This is a genomic window from Actinoplanes hulinensis (assembly GCF_019429605.1).
Taxonomy (GTDB): Bacteria; Actinomycetota; Actinomycetes; order Mycobacteriales; family Micromonosporaceae; genus Actinoplanes; species Actinoplanes campanulatus.
Window position 1 is genome coordinate 57,262 of record NZ_JAHXZI010000011.1, and the last position, 14,730, is coordinate 71,991.

The window sequence follows — 14,730 nt, forward strand, 5'->3', positions numbered from 1 at the left end:
CGTGGCGGGAGCGCGGCTGGTCGGTGGGGGCGCGGCTGGCTGGTGGTGGTGAGCGTTGCTGGTTGGGTGCCTGGTTGGTGGCGGTGGGGAGCGCGCCTGGTTGGGTGCCCGGGTTGGTGGTGGGGGGCGTGGCTGTAGGGGGTGTGCCGGTGATGGGCGCGCGGTTGGGCGCCGTGGTGGGTGGGGGCGGCTGGTCGGGGTGGCGGGCTGGTTGGTCGTGGGGTGGGCCGGATGCCGTGGGTGGGGTGGGGCCCGGAGGGTGAGTCCCGGGCCGGACCGGCGCGGGCCTCGCCTGATGGACCGGTGATCAGGTGGCGGACAGCTTGGGGACGGACTGGTTGTGGTCGGGGACGGGCTTGTCCGTACAAATCGCGGGGGGTTATGAGTGGGTGGCGCATCTCCAGCGAGCCTCGTCGGGGTTCCACCAGCAGCGCGGGCAGGGGTGGTGGGGGAGGGGCGCCGCCTCGGTGAAGGCCTCCTCGGCGATCCATGCGGCGTAGGCGGCCGGGCCCATCTCGGCGATCAGGGTCGAGGTCTGGGTGGTCTGGGCGGCCAGGGCGCGCAGTTTGCGGTCCACAGTGGGTTCGTCGAGGGTCAGGTGCAGGGTGAGGGCCTGCTCCGGCCGGGTTTTCGGGTAGCCGGGGAGGAAGACCTGGAAGCGGTCGTTGACCGTGCGCCACCGGTCGGCCCAGGTGTCGGATACGGCGGCCTGGAGCAGGCGGGTGTGTGCGGGGGCGGCGTGGTCGACGGCGGTGGCGGTCCAGCGGGCGACGGCCTGGTGGTCGGGGTGGCCGGTGTTGCCGTCGGGGCCGAAGCTGACGACGGTGTCCGGGCGGATGTCGGCGATCAGGGTGCTGAGCCGGTCGATCGCCGCGGATGGCGGGATGTCGGCGCATTGGCCGTCGGGGTAGCCGAGCCAGTGGTGTTCCTCGACGCCGAGCAGGCGCAGGCAGGCGTCGAGTTCGGTGGTGCGGCGCTCGGCCAGGCGGTGTGGTGGCCAGGTTCGAGGGTCGGGCGTGCCGCGTTCGCCGAAGGTGGCGGTGACGCAGACCACCCGCGAGCCGGCGTCGCGGGCCAGGGCCATCAGGCCGCCGGACAGGTAGGCCTCGTCGTCGGGGTGCGCCCAGACGCCCAGGATGGTGCCGAGTTCGGTGAGCATGGTCTCACTCTGGGGCCGCGTGCTTGCCGGACGCTTGCGGGTCCCTTGTACGGGTTACCCCGGGAAGGTGGCCAGCTCCTTCACGGCCATGGCGAGACGTGCGTCGAATCCGGAGTGGACCAGTTCGCGGCAGTCGTGGTCGCCGGCGGTGGCGAGGCGGCGGATGTCGTGGATGGCGGCGCTGACGCGGTCGCGGACCTCGCGGATCATGTCGGCGGCGGTGCCCTGCCAGCGGTAGGCGTCGAGCAGCATCCGCAGCCGGCGGGGCCGGTCGGCGAAGGCGGTCCAGCCCTCGGCGAAGGCGACGTCGCGGGCGTTGAGCGGCACCCAGGCGAAGGCGGTGAAGGCGAGGTCGGCGGCGCGGGTGACGGGGCCGGCGAAGTCCCAGCCGACGAAGCCGGTGAGGCGCTGCCCGGCGCGGGTGGCGTTGTAGGGCGCGACGTCGTTGTGGCCGATGACGAGCCCGGGTTCCCAGGCGCCGCCCTTGCGCCAGACCGCGTCGTCGGGCGGGACGAAGTCGGCGACGGCCTCGTGGTATTCGCGCAGCCACTGGGCGACCTGCCAGAGGGTGTCGTCCTGGCGGGTCCATTCGGGCCAGGGGAGCACGGTTCCGGTGCGTACGCCGCGGAGGGTCTGCTCCTCGACCGGCGGCGCGCCGTCGAATCCGGCGTCCTCCAGGTGCCGCAGCAGGGCCTCGACCGCGGGGGTCCAGGGCTCGCCCGGTAACTCCTCGTCCTGATTCATGATCAACCTCCGGCATGGACGGTAGCCCGGAGATCATGGATCATGCATCGGCCGGGTGTCCTACCGGCCGCCGTCGAGTGACGGATATCGCCCAGGCCCGCCCCCGTTCGAGGGCGGGCCGGAGCGGGCGGATCATCTCCGCGGCCCGCCCCTCCGACGGGGAGCGGGCCCGGAGGAGAATCAGGCGAAGATCTCGCCCGCGTCCGCCTTGGCGATCAGCAGCGGCGGCGGGGTGAACCGGTCGCCGTAGCGCTCGGCGAGCTGCCGGGCGCGGGCCACGAAGCCGGGCAGGCCGCCCTCGTACTGGTTGATGTACTGGAGCACACCGCCGGTCCAGCCGGGGTAGCCGATGCCGAAGATGGAGCCGATGTTGGCCTCGGCGACCGACAGCAGCACCCCCTCGTCGAGGCATTTCACCGTCTCGATCGCCTCGATGAAGAGCATCCGCTCCTTGAGGTCCTCGAACGGGATGCTCACGTCGGGCTTGGCGAAGGCGGACAGGCCCGCCCACAGCCCGGTGCGCCGGCCGTCGGCGTACTCGTAGAAGCCGGCCCCGCCGGAGCGGCCGGGCCGCCCGAACTCGTCGATCATCCGGTCGATGACCTCGTCGGCGGGGTGCGCCTCCCACTGGCGGCCGGAGGCCGAGGCGGCGGCGCGGTACTCGTTGCGGATCTTGCGGGGCAGGGTGAGGGTCAGCTCGTCCATCAGCTGGAGTACCGGGGCCGGGTAGCCGGCCTGGCTGCTGGCCTGCTCGATGCTGGCCGGCGCGACACCCTCGGCGAGCATCGCGATGCCCTCGTTGGTGAAGGTGCCGATCACCCGGCTGGTGAAGAAGCCGCGGCTGTCGTTGACCACGATCGGCGTCTTGCGCAGGCGGCGGACCACGTCGAGCGCCCGGCGTACGGTCAGGTCGCTGGTCTTCTCGCCCTTGATCACCTCGACCAGGGGCATCTTGTCGACCGGGGAGAAGAAGTGCAGGCCGATGAAGTCGGCCTGGCGCTGGACGCCGTCGGCGAGCGCGGTGATCGGCAGCGTGGAGGTGTTGGAGCAGAGCAGCGCGTCGGGCGCCACGATGCCCTCGATCTCGGCGAAGACCTTGTGCTTGAGGGCCGGGTCCTCGAAGACGGCCTCGATCACCAGGTCGGCGCCGGCCAGGTCGGCCACCTGGTCGGTGGCGGTGATCAGGTCGAGCAGGGCACGGCCCTTGTCCTCGCTGATCCTTCCGCGGCCGATGTCCTTGGCGACGATCTTCTCCGCGTAGCCCTTGCCGCGGACGGCGCCCTCGAGGGAGACGTCGCGGAGCACGACCGGCAGGCCGGAGCGGGCGCAGACGTACGCGATGGCGGCGCCCATCATGCCGGCGCCGAGCACGGCCACCTTGGTGATCGGCGGCACCTCGCCGATGTCGCGCTGGCTGACCTCGTTCAGGTCGAAGAAGAACGCCTTGATCATGTTCTTGGCGACCGGGCCGGTGACCAGCTCGACGAAGTAGCGGGTCTCGATGACGAACGCGGTGTCCACATCGACCTGGGCGCCCTCGACGGCGGCCGACAGGATGTTGCGCGGCGCCGGGTAGAACGCGCCCTTGAGCTGCTTGCGCAGGTTCGCCGGGAAGGCGGGCAGCATCGAGGCGAGCGCCGGGGTGGACGGGGTGCCACCGGGGATCTTGTAGCCCTTGGTGTCCCACGGCTGGGCGGCGGCCGGGTTGGCGGCGATCCACTCGCGGGCCGCGGCGATCAGCTCGTCCGGTGTCTCCACGACCTGGTCGACGAGGCCCAGTTCGAGCGCCGCGGCGATCCGGTGCCGGGTGCCCTGGAGCAGCACCTGGGTCAGAGCATTGACAAGACCGAGCAATCTCACGGTACGGACGACGCCGCCACCCGCGGGGAGGAGTCCGAGGGTGACCTCGGGCAGGCCGATCTCGGTCTTCGGGTTGTTCAGCGCGATCCGCCGGTGGCAGGACAGCGCCAGCTCCAGCCCGCCGCCGAGCGCGGAGCCGTTGATGGCGGCCACGACCGGTTTGCCGAGCGTCTCGAGCCGCCGCAGCTGGCCCTTGACCCGGGTGGACAGGTCGAAGACGTCCTGGCCCCGGCCGGCCGGTACGGAGCCGAGCTGGTCCAGGTCACCGCCGGCGAACCAGGAGTTCTTCGCCGAGGTGATGATGACGCCGGTGATCTGGTCGCGTTCGGCCTCCAGGCGGGAGACGGTGGCCTCCATGCTGGCGACGTACGCGTCGTTCATGGTGTTGGCGCCGCGGCGCGGGTCGTCGAGGGTGAGCACGACGATGCCGTCGTCACCGCGGTCGTAGCGAATGGTGTCAGTCACTGTCGGTTTTCCCCTCAGAGCCGTTCGACGATGGTGGCGATGCCCATGCCGCCGCCGATGCAGAGCGTGGCCAGGCCGTACCGGCCACCGCGCCGCTCCAGCTCGTCGACGAGGGTGCCGAGGATCATGGCGCCGGTGGCGCCCAGCGGGTGGCCCATGGCGATCGCGCCGCCGTTGACGTTGACCTTCTCCGGGTCGAGTTTGAGGTCGTCGATGAAGTGCAGCACGACGGCCGCGAACGCCTCGTTGATCTCGACGAGGTCGAGGTCGTCGACGGTCAGGCCCGCCTTGGCGAGCGCCTTGCGGGCGGCCGGGGCCGGGCCGGTCAGCATGATGGTGGGGTCGGCGCCGCTGAGCGCGGCGGAGACGATGCGGGCGCGCGGGGTGAGCCCGGCGCGCTGCCCGGCCCGCTCGGAGCCGATCATGACCAGTGCCGCGCCGTCCACGATGCCGGACGAGTTGCCGGCGCTGTGCACGTGGTTGATCTTCTCGACCCAGTGGTACTTCTGGAGCGCCACGGCGTCGAAGCCGCCCTGGTCGCCGATGGTGGCGAAGGAGGCGGGCAGTTTGCCCAGGCTCTCCACCGTGCTGTCCGCGCGGATGTGCTCGTCGCGGTCGAGGATCAGCAGGCCGTTGCGGTCGCGGACCGCGACGACGGAGCGGTCGAAGTAACCGTTCTGCCAGGCCTTCGCCGCCTTCTGCTGGGAGCCGACGGCGAAGGCGTCGACGTCCTCACGGCTGAACCCGTCCATCGTGGCGATCAGGTCGGCGCTGATGCCCTGCGGGATGAAGTCGGTGTTCAGCGCGGTGTCCGGGTCCATGGCCCAGGCGCCGCCGTCGGAGCCCATCGGCACCCGCGACATCGACTCGACACCGCCGGCGAGGACCAGGTCCTCCCAGCCGGAGCGGATCTTCTGGGCGGCGATGTTGACCGCCTCCAGGCCGGAGCCGCAGAAGCGGTTGAGCTGTACGCCGGCCGACTCGTACGGCAGGCCGGCGGCCAGCGCCGCGGTCTTGGCGATGTCGGAGCCCTGGTCGCCGAGCGGGGACACCACGCCGAGGACCACGTCCTCGATGTCGGCCGGGTCCACCCCCGGGTAACGTCGCCGCAGCTCGTCGATCAGGCCCACCACCAGTGAGATGGGTTTCACCCCATGCAGGGATCCGGTCTTCTTTCCCCGGCCGCGCGGTGTGCGCACGGCGTCGTACAGATAGGCCTCGGTCGTCATCGACTGCTCCCCTGGATGCGAATTGCGGCTAACTTTTGCCGATGTTTCCGCTAGGTGTCAAGGATATGGCGACGAAGGTCGGGCGAACCACAGATCACCGATAGGCTGTTCAGCATGAGCATCGCCGCGGCCGGCGAGCCGGCCCCAGCCGAGGTCCGCAAGCGGCCGAAGAACCGTAAGACGCAGCTCGCCCTGGCCGCTGCGGAGATGTTCTGTGACCGGGGTTACCACGGCGTGAGTCTCGACGAGATCGCCACCGTGGTCGGGATCAGCGGCCCGGCCATCTACCGCCACTTCCCGAACAAGTACGCGATGATGGTGCACGCCACCCGCCAGCTCGCCGACGCCGTGCTGGCCGCCACCGACCTGCCCGACGGCCCCGATCCGGAGCAGCGGCTCGACCAGTTGCTGGCGGTGCTGGCCCGGCTGGCCGTCGAGCACCGCCGGGTGGCCGGGCTCTACCAGTGGGAGTGGCGTTATCTGACGCCCGAGCACCGGGAGGAGTTCATGGTCGACCTCGGGGTGCTGGCGGAGCGTCTGGCCGTACCGTTGCGGGGTCTGCGGCCCGAGCTCTCCGGCCGGGACGCGGCCGCCATGGTCCGTGCCGCTCTCAGCGTGTTCGGCAGCCTGGGCACGCACCGGGCGGTGATCGCGCGCGGCCGGGGTGAGGCCGTCCTGCGCCGCGTGGCCTGGGCGGTGCTGCGCGACGAGCCGGCGACGCCGGCGGCGCCCACGACGGAGTACCCGGAACCGGAGCCGACGCTGGGGGTGACCGCGCGCCGGGAGATCCTGCTGGCCGAGTCGGTCAAGCTCTTCCACCGGTACGGCTACCACGCGGTCGGTGTCGAGGACATCGGTCGTGCCGCGGGGATCAACGCGTCCAGTGTCTATCGTTACTTCCCCGGCAAAGCCGACATCCTGGCGGCCGCCTTCTACCGCGCCTCGGAGCGGGTCGCCGAGTCGACGGCCGCCGCCCTGGCCGGCGCGACCGACGACGAGGACGCGCTTCGCCGGATGGCGGAGTCCTACGTGGAGCTGACCTTCGAGCGCAGCGCGCTGGTGTCGGTCTACCTCGCGGAGAACAACAACCTGCCCGAGGCCGACCGTCATGAGCTGCGCAAGGTGCAGCGGCTGCACGTGGAGGAGTGGGTCCGGCTGCTCGGCCGGCTGCGCCCCGGACTGCCCGTCCCGGAGGCCCGGGTGCTGGTCCATGCCGGTCTCAACCTGGTCACCGACCTGAGCCGGCTGGTCCGTTTCGATCGTCGCTCCGGCATGGACCGGCACCTTGTCCGGCTCGCTCTGACGGTGCTCCGTGCCTGATCCACGACGAAAAAGTTAGGCCGGATTCGCTCGCCGCCTTCCCAGGAAGTTAGTGCGCGTTTACAGTCGCGCCATAGCCGTCCGTCTTCGGCTCTCCAGGAGGCAGCTCATGGATCCCGCCCTTGCACAGCGATGCTCGGACATCGCCCGCGATCTGACGATTCCCGCACTGCTGCACCGCAACGCCACCGAACATCCCGATCTGCCGGCGCTCAGCCGGCTCGGCTCACCAGAGACGCTGACCTGGCGGCAGCTGCGCGACGAGATCACCGTGGTCTCCCGCGGGCTCGCCGACCTGGGGCTGAGCTCCGGCGACCGGCTGCTGATCATGATGTCCAGCCGGCCCGAACACTGGATCGTCGACCTCGCCGCCGCCCATCTGGGCGCCGTCCCGTCGACCGTCTACGCCACCCTCTCCACCGACCAGTTGCGCTACCTGGCCCGGCACAGCCACGCCGAGATCGTCGTCCTGGAGAACCAGGCGGCGCTGGAACGCTGGCAGCCGATCCTCGACGACGTACCGGAGATCCGCCGGGTGGTGGTGGTCGACGCGGAGAACACCGGCGACAGCGACACCGGCCGGGTGGTCTCGCTGCGCCAGGTCGCCGTCCGTGGTTCCGCCGCCCACCAGGCCGACCCGGCCGCGTTCGAGAAGGCGTGGCGGGAGGTCCGGCCGGACCAGCCGGTCACCCTGCTCTACACCTCCGGCACCACCGGCGACCCCAAGGGCGTCGTGCTCACCCACCACAACGTGATCTACCAGACCGTGGTCATGCGGCACACGATCGACACCCCGGAGCACACCGAGTCGCTGGCGTACCTGCCGCTCGCGCACATCGCCGAACGCGTCCTCGGCGTCTACAACCCGATCTACCGGGCCGGGCACGTCACCATCTGCTCCGACCCGGCCCAGCTGCTCGCCGGGCTGGTCAAGATCCGGCCGGTGTCGTTCTTCGGCGTGCCGCGGATCTGGGAGAAGATGGTCGCCGGGGTGCAGGCACAGCTCGCCGGCGCCGACCCGCAGATCAAGGCGGCCGTCGACATGGCCCGGGAGGTCGCCCTCCAGGTCCACCGGCTGCGCGGTGCCGAACAGCCGGTGCCCGGGGAGCTGGCCGCCAAGCACGCCACCCTGGACGCCCAGGTGCTCAAACCGCTGCGCGCCCGGCTCGGCATGGACAACATGCTGTGGGCCGGCAGCGGCGCGGCGCCGATTCCGGTCGAGGTGCTCGACTACCTGGCCAGCATCGGGATCGACGTGCTCGAGGTGTGGGGCATGACCGAGACCACCGGTACGGCGACGATCAACACGCCGGAGCACTTCCGTACCGGATCGGTCGGCCGGCCCAACGGCGGCATGGAGATCCGGCTCGCCGAGGACGGGGAGATCCTGGTCCGCGGGCCGCTGGTCTGCGCCGGCTACCTGCGCGCCGACGGCGGCATCGAGCCGATCACCGACGCCGACGGCTGGCTGGCCACCGGTGACGTGGGCGTCCTCGACGACGAGGGCTTCCTCACCATCACCGACCGCAAGAAGGAACTGATCATCAACTCGAGCGGGAAGAACATCTCACCCGCGCAGATCGAGAACCTGCTGCGGGCGCATCCGCTCATCGCGCAGGCGGTCGCGGTGGGTGACCGGCGGCCGTACGTGACCGCGCTGATCGTCCTGGACGAGGAGATCGCCCCGCTCTGGGCCCGGTCCAAGGGCCTGCCGTCCAGCGCCGTCGCCGAGCTGGCGAGCGATCCGGTGCTGATCGCCGAGATCGAGGCGGCCGTGGCGGTCGCCAACGCGAAACTGTCCCGGCCGGAGCAGGTCAAGACGTTCCGGATCCTGTCGCGTTCGTGGACCCCGGAGACCGGGGAGCTCACCCCGACGCTGAAACTGCGCCGCCGGGTGATCCAGGAGCGCTACGCCGGCGAGATCGGCGCACTGTACGGCGGATGAACGGCACCGGCCGGAACAGCACTGTTCCGGCCGGTGACGTCAACAACACTCAGCGGCAGAAGATGCGCCATCCCCGGTTGAAGCCGGTGTCGTAGCCGCGCTCGTAACCCCGCTCGTAGGCGTTGCGGTAGCCGCCGCCGTACCGGTAGTTGTAGCCGTGCGCCTTGCGGCAGAACCGCTTGGCCTGACGGAAGCCTTCCTCGTAGCCACGGTCGAATCCTGCCCGGAAGGCGCCCCGCTCACCGTAGCCGCGGTAGCTGTCGTCGTAGCGGTCCCGGTAGCGGTCCCGGTAGCCGTAGTCGTAGTCGTTGTCATCGTCCGGCGGCGGGTAGACCGAGGCGACGGTGATCGCGGTGCTGGTGTCCGGCGCCGCCATCGCGGGCGATCCGGTCAGTGACGTTCCCACGGTCGCCAGGACGAGCGTGCTGGCGGCCAGGACACAACTCTTGCGAAGTTTCATGAATACTCTCCCCGTTGTCGCCGGAGCCTTTTGCGGCGTTCCGGCACTCGGCAAAAAAGCTACGCTTCAAGTCCGCGGGCATCCGGCGAAACGGCGTGGCAGAGACGTTCGGCCGGAATTCTGAGGTCGTTCAGGTAACAGCGCGCGAGCGAACCCGCGGAGTGGTATCAATCAGCGGCAGTTCTTCCCGGACCCCTTCGTGAAGCCCGACTCGAATCCCTGCGCATAGCCGCGCTCGAAGGCGCCGCCGGTCTTCGTCGGCGCGTCCCGGTAGCCCGACGGACGCTGGCACGACTTCTTGGACAGCTTGAGGCCGTCCTTGAAGCCCTCCTTGAAGCCCTTCTTGAACTGCTTCTTAGACGCCTTTCCGGTGTCGCGGAAGTCGTCGAACTTGCGGTCGTCGTCCTGATAGCCGCCGGGCTTGCGGTCGTCGTCCTGGTAGCCGCCGGGCTTGCGGTTGTCGTCCTGGTAACCGCCGCCGGGCATCCCACCTGGCATCCCGCTGTCGTCCTGGTAGCCGCCTCCGCCGGGGTAGCCGCCCCCACCGGGGTAGTCGTCCCCGCCCGGATAGCCGCCTCCACCGGGGTAGCCACCTCCGCCGGGGTAGTCGTCCCCGCCGGGATAGCCGCCACCGCCGTCGCCATACGGGTCGCCGGGTGGCGGATAGTCGACGCCCACCACGACGGTGTCCGGCGCGGCCACGGCCGGAGCGGCGGTGGTGAGCGCGAGCCCGGCAGTCGCCAGGACGAGGCACCCGGTGGCCAGAACGCGATTCTTACGAATTCTCATCAATCAATCTCCTGATTCTCGCCGAAGTCGCCGGAACAGCGTCCCCGGCACTCGCCGATGAAGTTACGTGCCATTTCGGTCACCGTCCGGGAAACGGCCGACACGGTCGCGGACGGTCCGGTGACAACCGGACAAGAATGCCCGTGGAGGCCTTGTCGGACATGGTGGAAAGTGCCCGGGATCCGGCTGTGGGCTTGGTCATCCGGCTGTTCAGGTGAGACGCGTTCCGCGCCGGTAGGGCATGATGAGGCGGATTCACGGGTCGTCTCATCGGGGGTGGGTGTCGTTTTGGAGCCGGGCAACGGGCGTGTGCTGAAGCGCCGTCAGCTGCTGACACTGCTGGCTCTCACCGGCGCCGCCGGCTGCGGCTCGGCGTCGTCAGCGGAGACACCGGCCGCGCAGGCGGGAGGAGGCACCCCGCCGCCCGCGCCGCCGTCCGCGTCCCCCGGGGCGACCGCCCGGCTCGGCTCGGCGATGACCGTCACCTCCAGCGCTCCGGCCCCATCGGCCTCGGTGTCCACCGTGGCGTCCTCCGGTCTCGGTGGCGCCGTCCAGGCCCCGGCCGACCGGGTGATGCTCGGCTCCTATCTGGCGCTCGGCGGCAGGAGTCTCCAGCAGAGCCTCGCCCTGCGCCGCCGGCAGCTGGGCCGGGAGCAGCGGATCGTCCACCGGTTCTACCCGTGGGACGGCTACGTGCCCACCTCCGAGCCGGAGGTCGCCAGGAGCAGCGTCCTGATGGTCTCCTGGCACGGCGCCCCCTACGCGGGCATCCTCGACGGCGGCTCGGACGGCAACATCCGCTCGGTCGCCCGCAAGCTCAAGGGCATGAAACGCCCCATCCTGCTGCGCTGGGGCTGGGAGATGAACGGCGACTGGTTCGAGTGGGGCGGCGCACAGAACGGTCAGAGCGCCGCGAGCTACGTGAAGGTGTGGCGTCGCCTGCACCGCATCTTCGCCGAGCAGGGCGCCGACAACGTGTCCTGGGTGTGGAGTCCCAACTGGAACTCCTCTCCCGGCGACTCCTGGAACAGGGTGCAGGGCTACTACCCCGGCGACGACTACGTCGACTGGGTCGGCATCTCCGGCTACAACTTCTTCAACGAGACCCCGTCGACCCTGTTCGACCCGGTCACCGACCGGTTCGGTGGCAAGAAGCCGATCATCCTGTCGGAGACGGCCGCGGTCCAGGGCAAGGCCAAGTGGATCAAGCAGTTGCAATCCTGGGTCGAGAAGACGCCGGCGGTCGGCGCCGTCGTCTGGTTCGACACCGACATCCAGGAGGGCACCGACAACAACTTCCGCTTCGACACCGACTCCGCCGCGCTCGCCGCCTACCGGGCCATGGCCCGCAGCCCCCGCTTCAGCGGCTGATTTTGATCGTACGGGGCGGGGCGGGCAGACTTCCGGGCATGTCCGGAGCGATGCGTAGTGTTGATGACCTGGTGGTGGCGGAGGCCACCGAGCAGCGGCTGAGGTTCCTGTTCTTCTGGGGGCACCAGCCCGAGCGCGACGGCAGCATCGGGGCCGGCTGTCTCAGTCAGTGGTTCCCGTCGCCGTTCACGGTGGACGGCACGCGGTTCGCCACGGCCGAGCACTACATGATGTGGCGCAAGGCGGTGCTGTTCGGCGATGCCGCCATGGCGCAGCGGATCCTGGCCGCCGGGCATCCGCACGAGGCGAAGACGCTGGGTGGCCGGGTGGCCGGGTTCGATCAGAGGACGTGGAACGAGCACCGCGTACCGATCGTGGTGGCCGGCAATCTGGCGAAGTTCGGCGGCGACCCGGCGCTGCGCTCCTACCTGCTGGGCACCGGCGACCGGATCCTGGTCGAGGCCAGCCCGCGGGACCGGATCTGGGGCATCGGCCTGTCCCGCGACGACGACGCCGCCTCGTCCCCGTCCCGCTGGCGCGGCCTCAACCTGCTGGGTTTCGCGCTCATGCGGGTGCGCGAGGAGTTGCGGTAACGGCGCCCGTGCCGGGGGTCGCCTTCCTCACGGCAGCGTCAGAGTCTGACGTGGGGCGTACCCGTCCCGTTTGAGCCAGTGGTCGGTGTAGACGATCCGGGCCGGGCTGATCACCCCGAGCACACAGCGTGACGGGTCGGCGAGGAAGCCGGCGCGTTCGGCCTCGTCGATCCGTGGGCTGACGATCGCCCAGTGCTCGTCGAAGGCGGCGTCCCCGGGCGCCAGCACCCGCGCGGTCCCGAAGAGCTGCGCCCCGCGGCTGCTCTCCGGTCCGGCGAGCGGCGCGAAGACCCCGGCCGAGACGCGCGGATCGGCCCGCAGGTTCCGGATCTTCGGCGAGCTGCCGAGCGACGTGAAGATCAGCGTGAACTCCCGCGAGAAGTAGCGGACGGGGGTGGCGTGCGGCGCCCCGTCCGGATCACTGGTGGCGAGCACGCACATGTTCAGCGACGCGAACAGATTGAGGACACGCTCCGTGAGCCGGTCCCGTTCCAGTGTCCGGGTGGGCTTGATCGTCATCCCCCCAGCAAACACCCGGGCGCCCACCGCGGGAACGGCGGGCGCCCGGAGTGCGGGGAACGGGAAGGCCGGTCAGCCGCCGAGGCTGGTGGCGGCGGAGCGGATCGCGGCGGAGAAGTAGCTGACCTGGGTGTAGACGCCGGGCTTGTTCGGGCGGGCGCAACCGTCGCCCCAGCTGACGATGCCGACCTGGACCCAGCCGGACGCGCCCTGGCGGAACATCGGGCCGCCGGAGTCGCCCTGGCAGGTGTCGACGCCGCCGGAGGTGTATCCGGCGCAGATCTCCTCGGCGGCGATCACCTCGCCGCCGTACATGGCGGAGGAGTTGCAGGTGGCGTCGCTGACGAACGGCACGGTGGCCTTGAGCAGGTAGCGCTGCTGGGAGCCGCCCTCGCTGGCCGCGCCCCAGCCGGCGATGGTGAAGGTGCCGCTGTCGTACGCCGTGGACGTGACGATCGGCAGGGTGGCGATGCCGGTCACCGGGCTGGCGAGGCGGATGAACGCCCAGTCGTCACCGTTGCCGTTGTAGCCGGGCGCCCGGTAGACGTAGTTGGATCTGCGGGTGATCCGGCTGGACGACTGGAGGTCGACGACGCCGAGGGTGGCGGTGATCGACGTGTTGGCGCCGGTGCGGCTGACGCAGTGGGCGGCGGTGAGCACGAGCGTCGGGCTGTAGAGCGCGCCGCCGCATCCCATCGAGAGCCGGACCATCCACGGGAATTCACCCTGGGTGGCGCGGGTGCCGCCGACGACGTACGGAGTGACGGGGTCCGAGGCCGCCGCGGGGCTGGGGGACATGGTGGCGGCGGTGACGACCGCGGCCAGTATCGCCAGAAGGGTTCGCCATCTGCGCATCTCGGTTCTCCTCTGAATCTGGGGTACACCGAGCTTGTCATTGATGTACGTCGATATAAACATCCCGGCTCGCTTATATCGCGAGCGGGCGGTCCCGGCCGGGAGCCGGAACCGCCCACCGCATGCGGGGCTCAGCAGTACGTGGACTGCTTGTTGATCACCTTGTAGGGGCAGTCCGCCGCCTCGGCGAGCATCAGCGCCGCCGTCCGGTTGCGGGACGTCTGCGCCGGGATCACGCTGGCCGGCGGGTAGAAGCCGCCGCCGCCCGAGCTGCCCGGGTACAGCTCGAAGGTGTACGCGAAGATCTTGTGCACGCCCCACAGCCAGTCGAGCGAGTCACCGTCGGTGATGTAGAGATCGCTGGACTGCTGCGGGGTGTAGCCGTTGGTGGCCGCCATCTGCCGGCCCAGCGTGGCGAACGTGTTGGCCTGGTCGGCGTTCATGCCGGTGGCGGTGTTCGCCGTGGTGTGCCCGTACGGCCACAGCACCAGCTGCGAGTAGGAGTGGAAGTCGATGGCCACCTTGATCTGCTGCACCCCGCCGACGACCCGGCTGTTGACGAAGTCCCGGATGACCCGGGTCTCCGGCGCCGAGAACGCGGACGGACCGCGGTAGGTGGCCGACGACGTGCTGCCGGACGAGCCGCCGCAGCATCCCCAGTTGTAGCCGTAGTTGCGGTTCAGGTCGGTGCCGACGTAGCTGGAGCCGCTGTTGGGCTGCCGGTTCTTGCGCCACGACCGGTAGCTGCCGGTGGCGATGTCGTACTCGACGCCGTCCGGGTTCACCATCGGGACGATCCAGATCTCCCGGGTGTCCACGATGTTCTTGATACGCGTGTCGGTGGCGTACGTCTTGGTGAACTGGCCGAGCAGGTAGAGCGCCTGCTCCACGGTCAGGTGCTCACGGGCGTGGTGGTTGGCGTCGAACAGCACCTCGGGCTCGGACTCGTCGGTGCCCACGTTGTCGGAGATCTTCACTGCCACGATCTGCCGGCCCTCGTACGACGTGCCGAGCACCCGCTTGCTGGCGATCGCCGGGTACGCGGCCACCACCGAGTTGATCTCGGCGATCGTCTCGGCGTAGTTGTGGTAGGCCGAGTCGGCGGGCGGGAAGTCGAGTGTGCGCAGCACCGGTTCGATGGTGAAGCCGAGCCGCTTGAGCCGGGACACCTCGGCGCCGGTGGCGGTCACCGTGGCGACGCCGTGCTCGATGTCGTCGATCGCCACACCGGTGCGAGTGATCGTGTTGCGCTGGGCCAGTGTGCGGACGTCGTAGATCTCGTACTCGCCGGCGGGGTCGGGCACCGGTTCGGCGGTGGCGGGGGAGGAGGCGCTGATCGCCGCGGTCGCGCACATCGCGACCGCGGCGAGCACCGCCAGGGACCGTCGTCTCATGAACGACCTCCGGATCTGGGGAAGACA

At 70.3% G+C, this 14,730-nt stretch carries 13 protein-coding genes; 4 read left to right on the plus strand and 9 right to left on the minus strand.

The annotated features are described in order from the left end of the window. Nucleotides 1–379: 379 nt before the first annotated feature. The 4 genes from KZ829_RS21400 to KZ829_RS21415 all read right to left on the minus strand — a co-directional run bounded on the left by KZ829_RS21400 (nt 380) and on the right by KZ829_RS21415 (nt 5,457). Nucleotides 380–1,159, minus strand: coding sequence for a PIG-L deacetylase family protein (locus KZ829_RS21400; protein ID WP_220145708.1), 780 nt, complete (start codon nt 1,157–1,159; stop codon nt 380–382). Between the two features lie 54 nt (nt 1,160–1,213). Next, nucleotides 1,214–1,903 carry a phosphotransferase gene (locus tag KZ829_RS21405; protein WP_220145709.1) on the minus strand — a complete coding sequence of 230 codons (690 nt, stop codon included), beginning with the start codon at nt 1,901–1,903 and terminating at the stop codon, nt 1,214–1,216. A gap of 180 nt (nt 1,904–2,083) precedes the next feature. Continuing rightward, nucleotides 2,084–4,228: a 3-hydroxyacyl-CoA dehydrogenase NAD-binding domain-containing protein gene (locus KZ829_RS21410; protein WP_220145710.1), complete on the minus strand. Its 2,145-nt coding sequence runs from the start codon at nt 4,226–4,228 to the stop codon at nt 2,084–2,086. A 14-nt stretch (nt 4,229–4,242) separates the two neighbouring features. After that, complete coding sequence (locus KZ829_RS21415) at nt 4,243–5,457, minus strand: acetyl-CoA C-acetyltransferase (RefSeq protein ID WP_183221707.1); 1,215 nt, start codon at nt 5,455–5,457, stop codon at nt 4,243–4,245. A 114-nt stretch (nt 5,458–5,571) separates the two neighbouring features. On the opposite strand from KZ829_RS21415, the gene KZ829_RS21420 reads away from it, so the two are divergent. After that, on the plus strand, nt 5,572–6,777 hold the full coding sequence (locus tag KZ829_RS21420) for a TetR/AcrR family transcriptional regulator (protein WP_220145711.1): 1,206 nt from the start codon (nt 5,572–5,574) through the stop codon (nt 6,775–6,777). A gap of 109 nt (nt 6,778–6,886) precedes the next feature. Then, on the plus strand, nt 6,887–8,722 hold the full coding sequence (locus KZ829_RS21425; RefSeq protein ID WP_220145712.1) for an AMP-dependent synthetase/ligase: 1,836 nt from the start codon (nt 6,887–6,889) through the stop codon (nt 8,720–8,722). Nucleotides 8,723–8,771: 49 nt separating this feature from the next. Here KZ829_RS21425 and KZ829_RS21430 read toward each other — a convergent pair whose 3' ends face one another. Both KZ829_RS21430 and KZ829_RS21435 read right to left on the minus strand, forming a co-directional pair. Further along, nucleotides 8,772–9,182 (minus strand): hypothetical protein, encoded by a 411-nt coding sequence (locus KZ829_RS21430; protein WP_220145713.1) that lies wholly within the window; start codon nt 9,180–9,182, stop codon nt 8,772–8,774. A 171-nt stretch (nt 9,183–9,353) separates the two neighbouring features. After that, entirely contained in the window at nt 9,354–9,971 is a 618-nt protein-coding gene (locus KZ829_RS21435) for a hypothetical protein (RefSeq protein WP_220145714.1), read from the minus strand. Nucleotides 9,972–10,247: 276 nt separating this feature from the next. Between KZ829_RS21435 and KZ829_RS44585 the strand changes: the two genes are divergently transcribed. Together KZ829_RS44585 and ybiA are read left to right on the plus strand one after the other, a co-directional pair. Next, nucleotides 10,248–11,342, plus strand: a complete 1,095-nt coding sequence (locus KZ829_RS44585) for a glycoside hydrolase family 26 protein (RefSeq protein ID WP_220145715.1) — start codon at nt 10,248–10,250, stop codon at nt 11,340–11,342. Nucleotides 11,343–11,380: 38 nt separating this feature from the next. After that, complete coding sequence (ybiA, locus tag KZ829_RS21445) at nt 11,381–11,935, plus strand: riboflavin biosynthesis intermediates N-glycosidase (protein WP_220145716.1); 555 nt, start codon at nt 11,381–11,383, stop codon at nt 11,933–11,935. Nucleotides 11,936–11,962: 27 nt separating this feature from the next. On the opposite strand, the gene KZ829_RS21450 is transcribed toward ybiA, so the two are convergent. The 3 genes from KZ829_RS21450 to KZ829_RS21460 form a co-directional block, all read right to left on the minus strand. Then, nucleotides 11,963–12,454, minus strand: coding sequence for a pyridoxamine 5'-phosphate oxidase family protein (locus KZ829_RS21450; protein WP_220145717.1), 492 nt, complete (start codon nt 12,452–12,454; stop codon nt 11,963–11,965). Nucleotides 12,455–12,526: 72 nt separating this feature from the next. After that, nucleotides 12,527–13,309, minus strand: coding sequence for a S1 family peptidase (locus KZ829_RS21455; RefSeq protein ID WP_220145718.1), 783 nt, complete (start codon nt 13,307–13,309; stop codon nt 12,527–12,529). A gap of 131 nt (nt 13,310–13,440) precedes the next feature. Next, on the minus strand, nt 13,441–14,703 hold the full coding sequence (locus tag KZ829_RS21460) for a M14 family metallopeptidase (protein ID WP_220145719.1): 1,263 nt from the start codon (nt 14,701–14,703) through the stop codon (nt 13,441–13,443). Nucleotides 14,704–14,730 lie beyond the last annotated feature (27 nt).

What these genes read in the sequence shown, in the direction of transcription:
- ybiA (WP_220145716.1), top strand. Translation starts at nt 11,381, where the DNA reads ATGTCCGGAGCGATGCGTAGTGTTGATGACCTGGTGGTGGCGGAGGCC.
- KZ829_RS21430 (WP_220145713.1), bottom strand. Translation starts at nt 9,182, where the DNA reads ATGAAACTTCGCAAGAGTTGTGTCCTGGCCGCCAGCACGCTCGTCCTG.
- KZ829_RS21455 (WP_220145718.1), bottom strand. Translation starts at nt 13,309, where the DNA reads ATGCGCAGATGGCGAACCCTTCTGGCGATACTGGCCGCGGTCGTCACC.
- KZ829_RS21435 (WP_220145714.1), bottom strand. Translation starts at nt 9,971, where the DNA reads ATGAGAATTCGTAAGAATCGCGTTCTGGCCACCGGGTGCCTCGTCCTG.
- KZ829_RS21400 (WP_220145708.1), bottom strand. Translation starts at nt 1,159, where the DNA reads ATGCTCACCGAACTCGGCACCATCCTGGGCGTCTGGGCGCACCCCGAC.
- KZ829_RS21420 (WP_220145711.1), top strand. Translation starts at nt 5,572, where the DNA reads ATGAGCATCGCCGCGGCCGGCGAGCCGGCCCCAGCCGAGGTCCGCAAG.
- KZ829_RS21460 (WP_220145719.1), bottom strand. Translation starts at nt 14,703, where the DNA reads ATGAGACGACGGTCCCTGGCGGTGCTCGCCGCGGTCGCGATGTGCGCG.
- KZ829_RS21425 (WP_220145712.1), top strand. Translation starts at nt 6,887, where the DNA reads ATGGATCCCGCCCTTGCACAGCGATGCTCGGACATCGCCCGCGATCTG.
- KZ829_RS21415 (WP_183221707.1), bottom strand. Translation starts at nt 5,457, where the DNA reads ATGACGACCGAGGCCTATCTGTACGACGCCGTGCGCACACCGCGCGGC.
- KZ829_RS21450 (WP_220145717.1), bottom strand. Translation starts at nt 12,454, where the DNA reads ATGACGATCAAGCCCACCCGGACACTGGAACGGGACCGGCTCACGGAG.
- KZ829_RS21405 (WP_220145709.1), bottom strand. Translation starts at nt 1,903, where the DNA reads ATGAATCAGGACGAGGAGTTACCGGGCGAGCCCTGGACCCCCGCGGTC.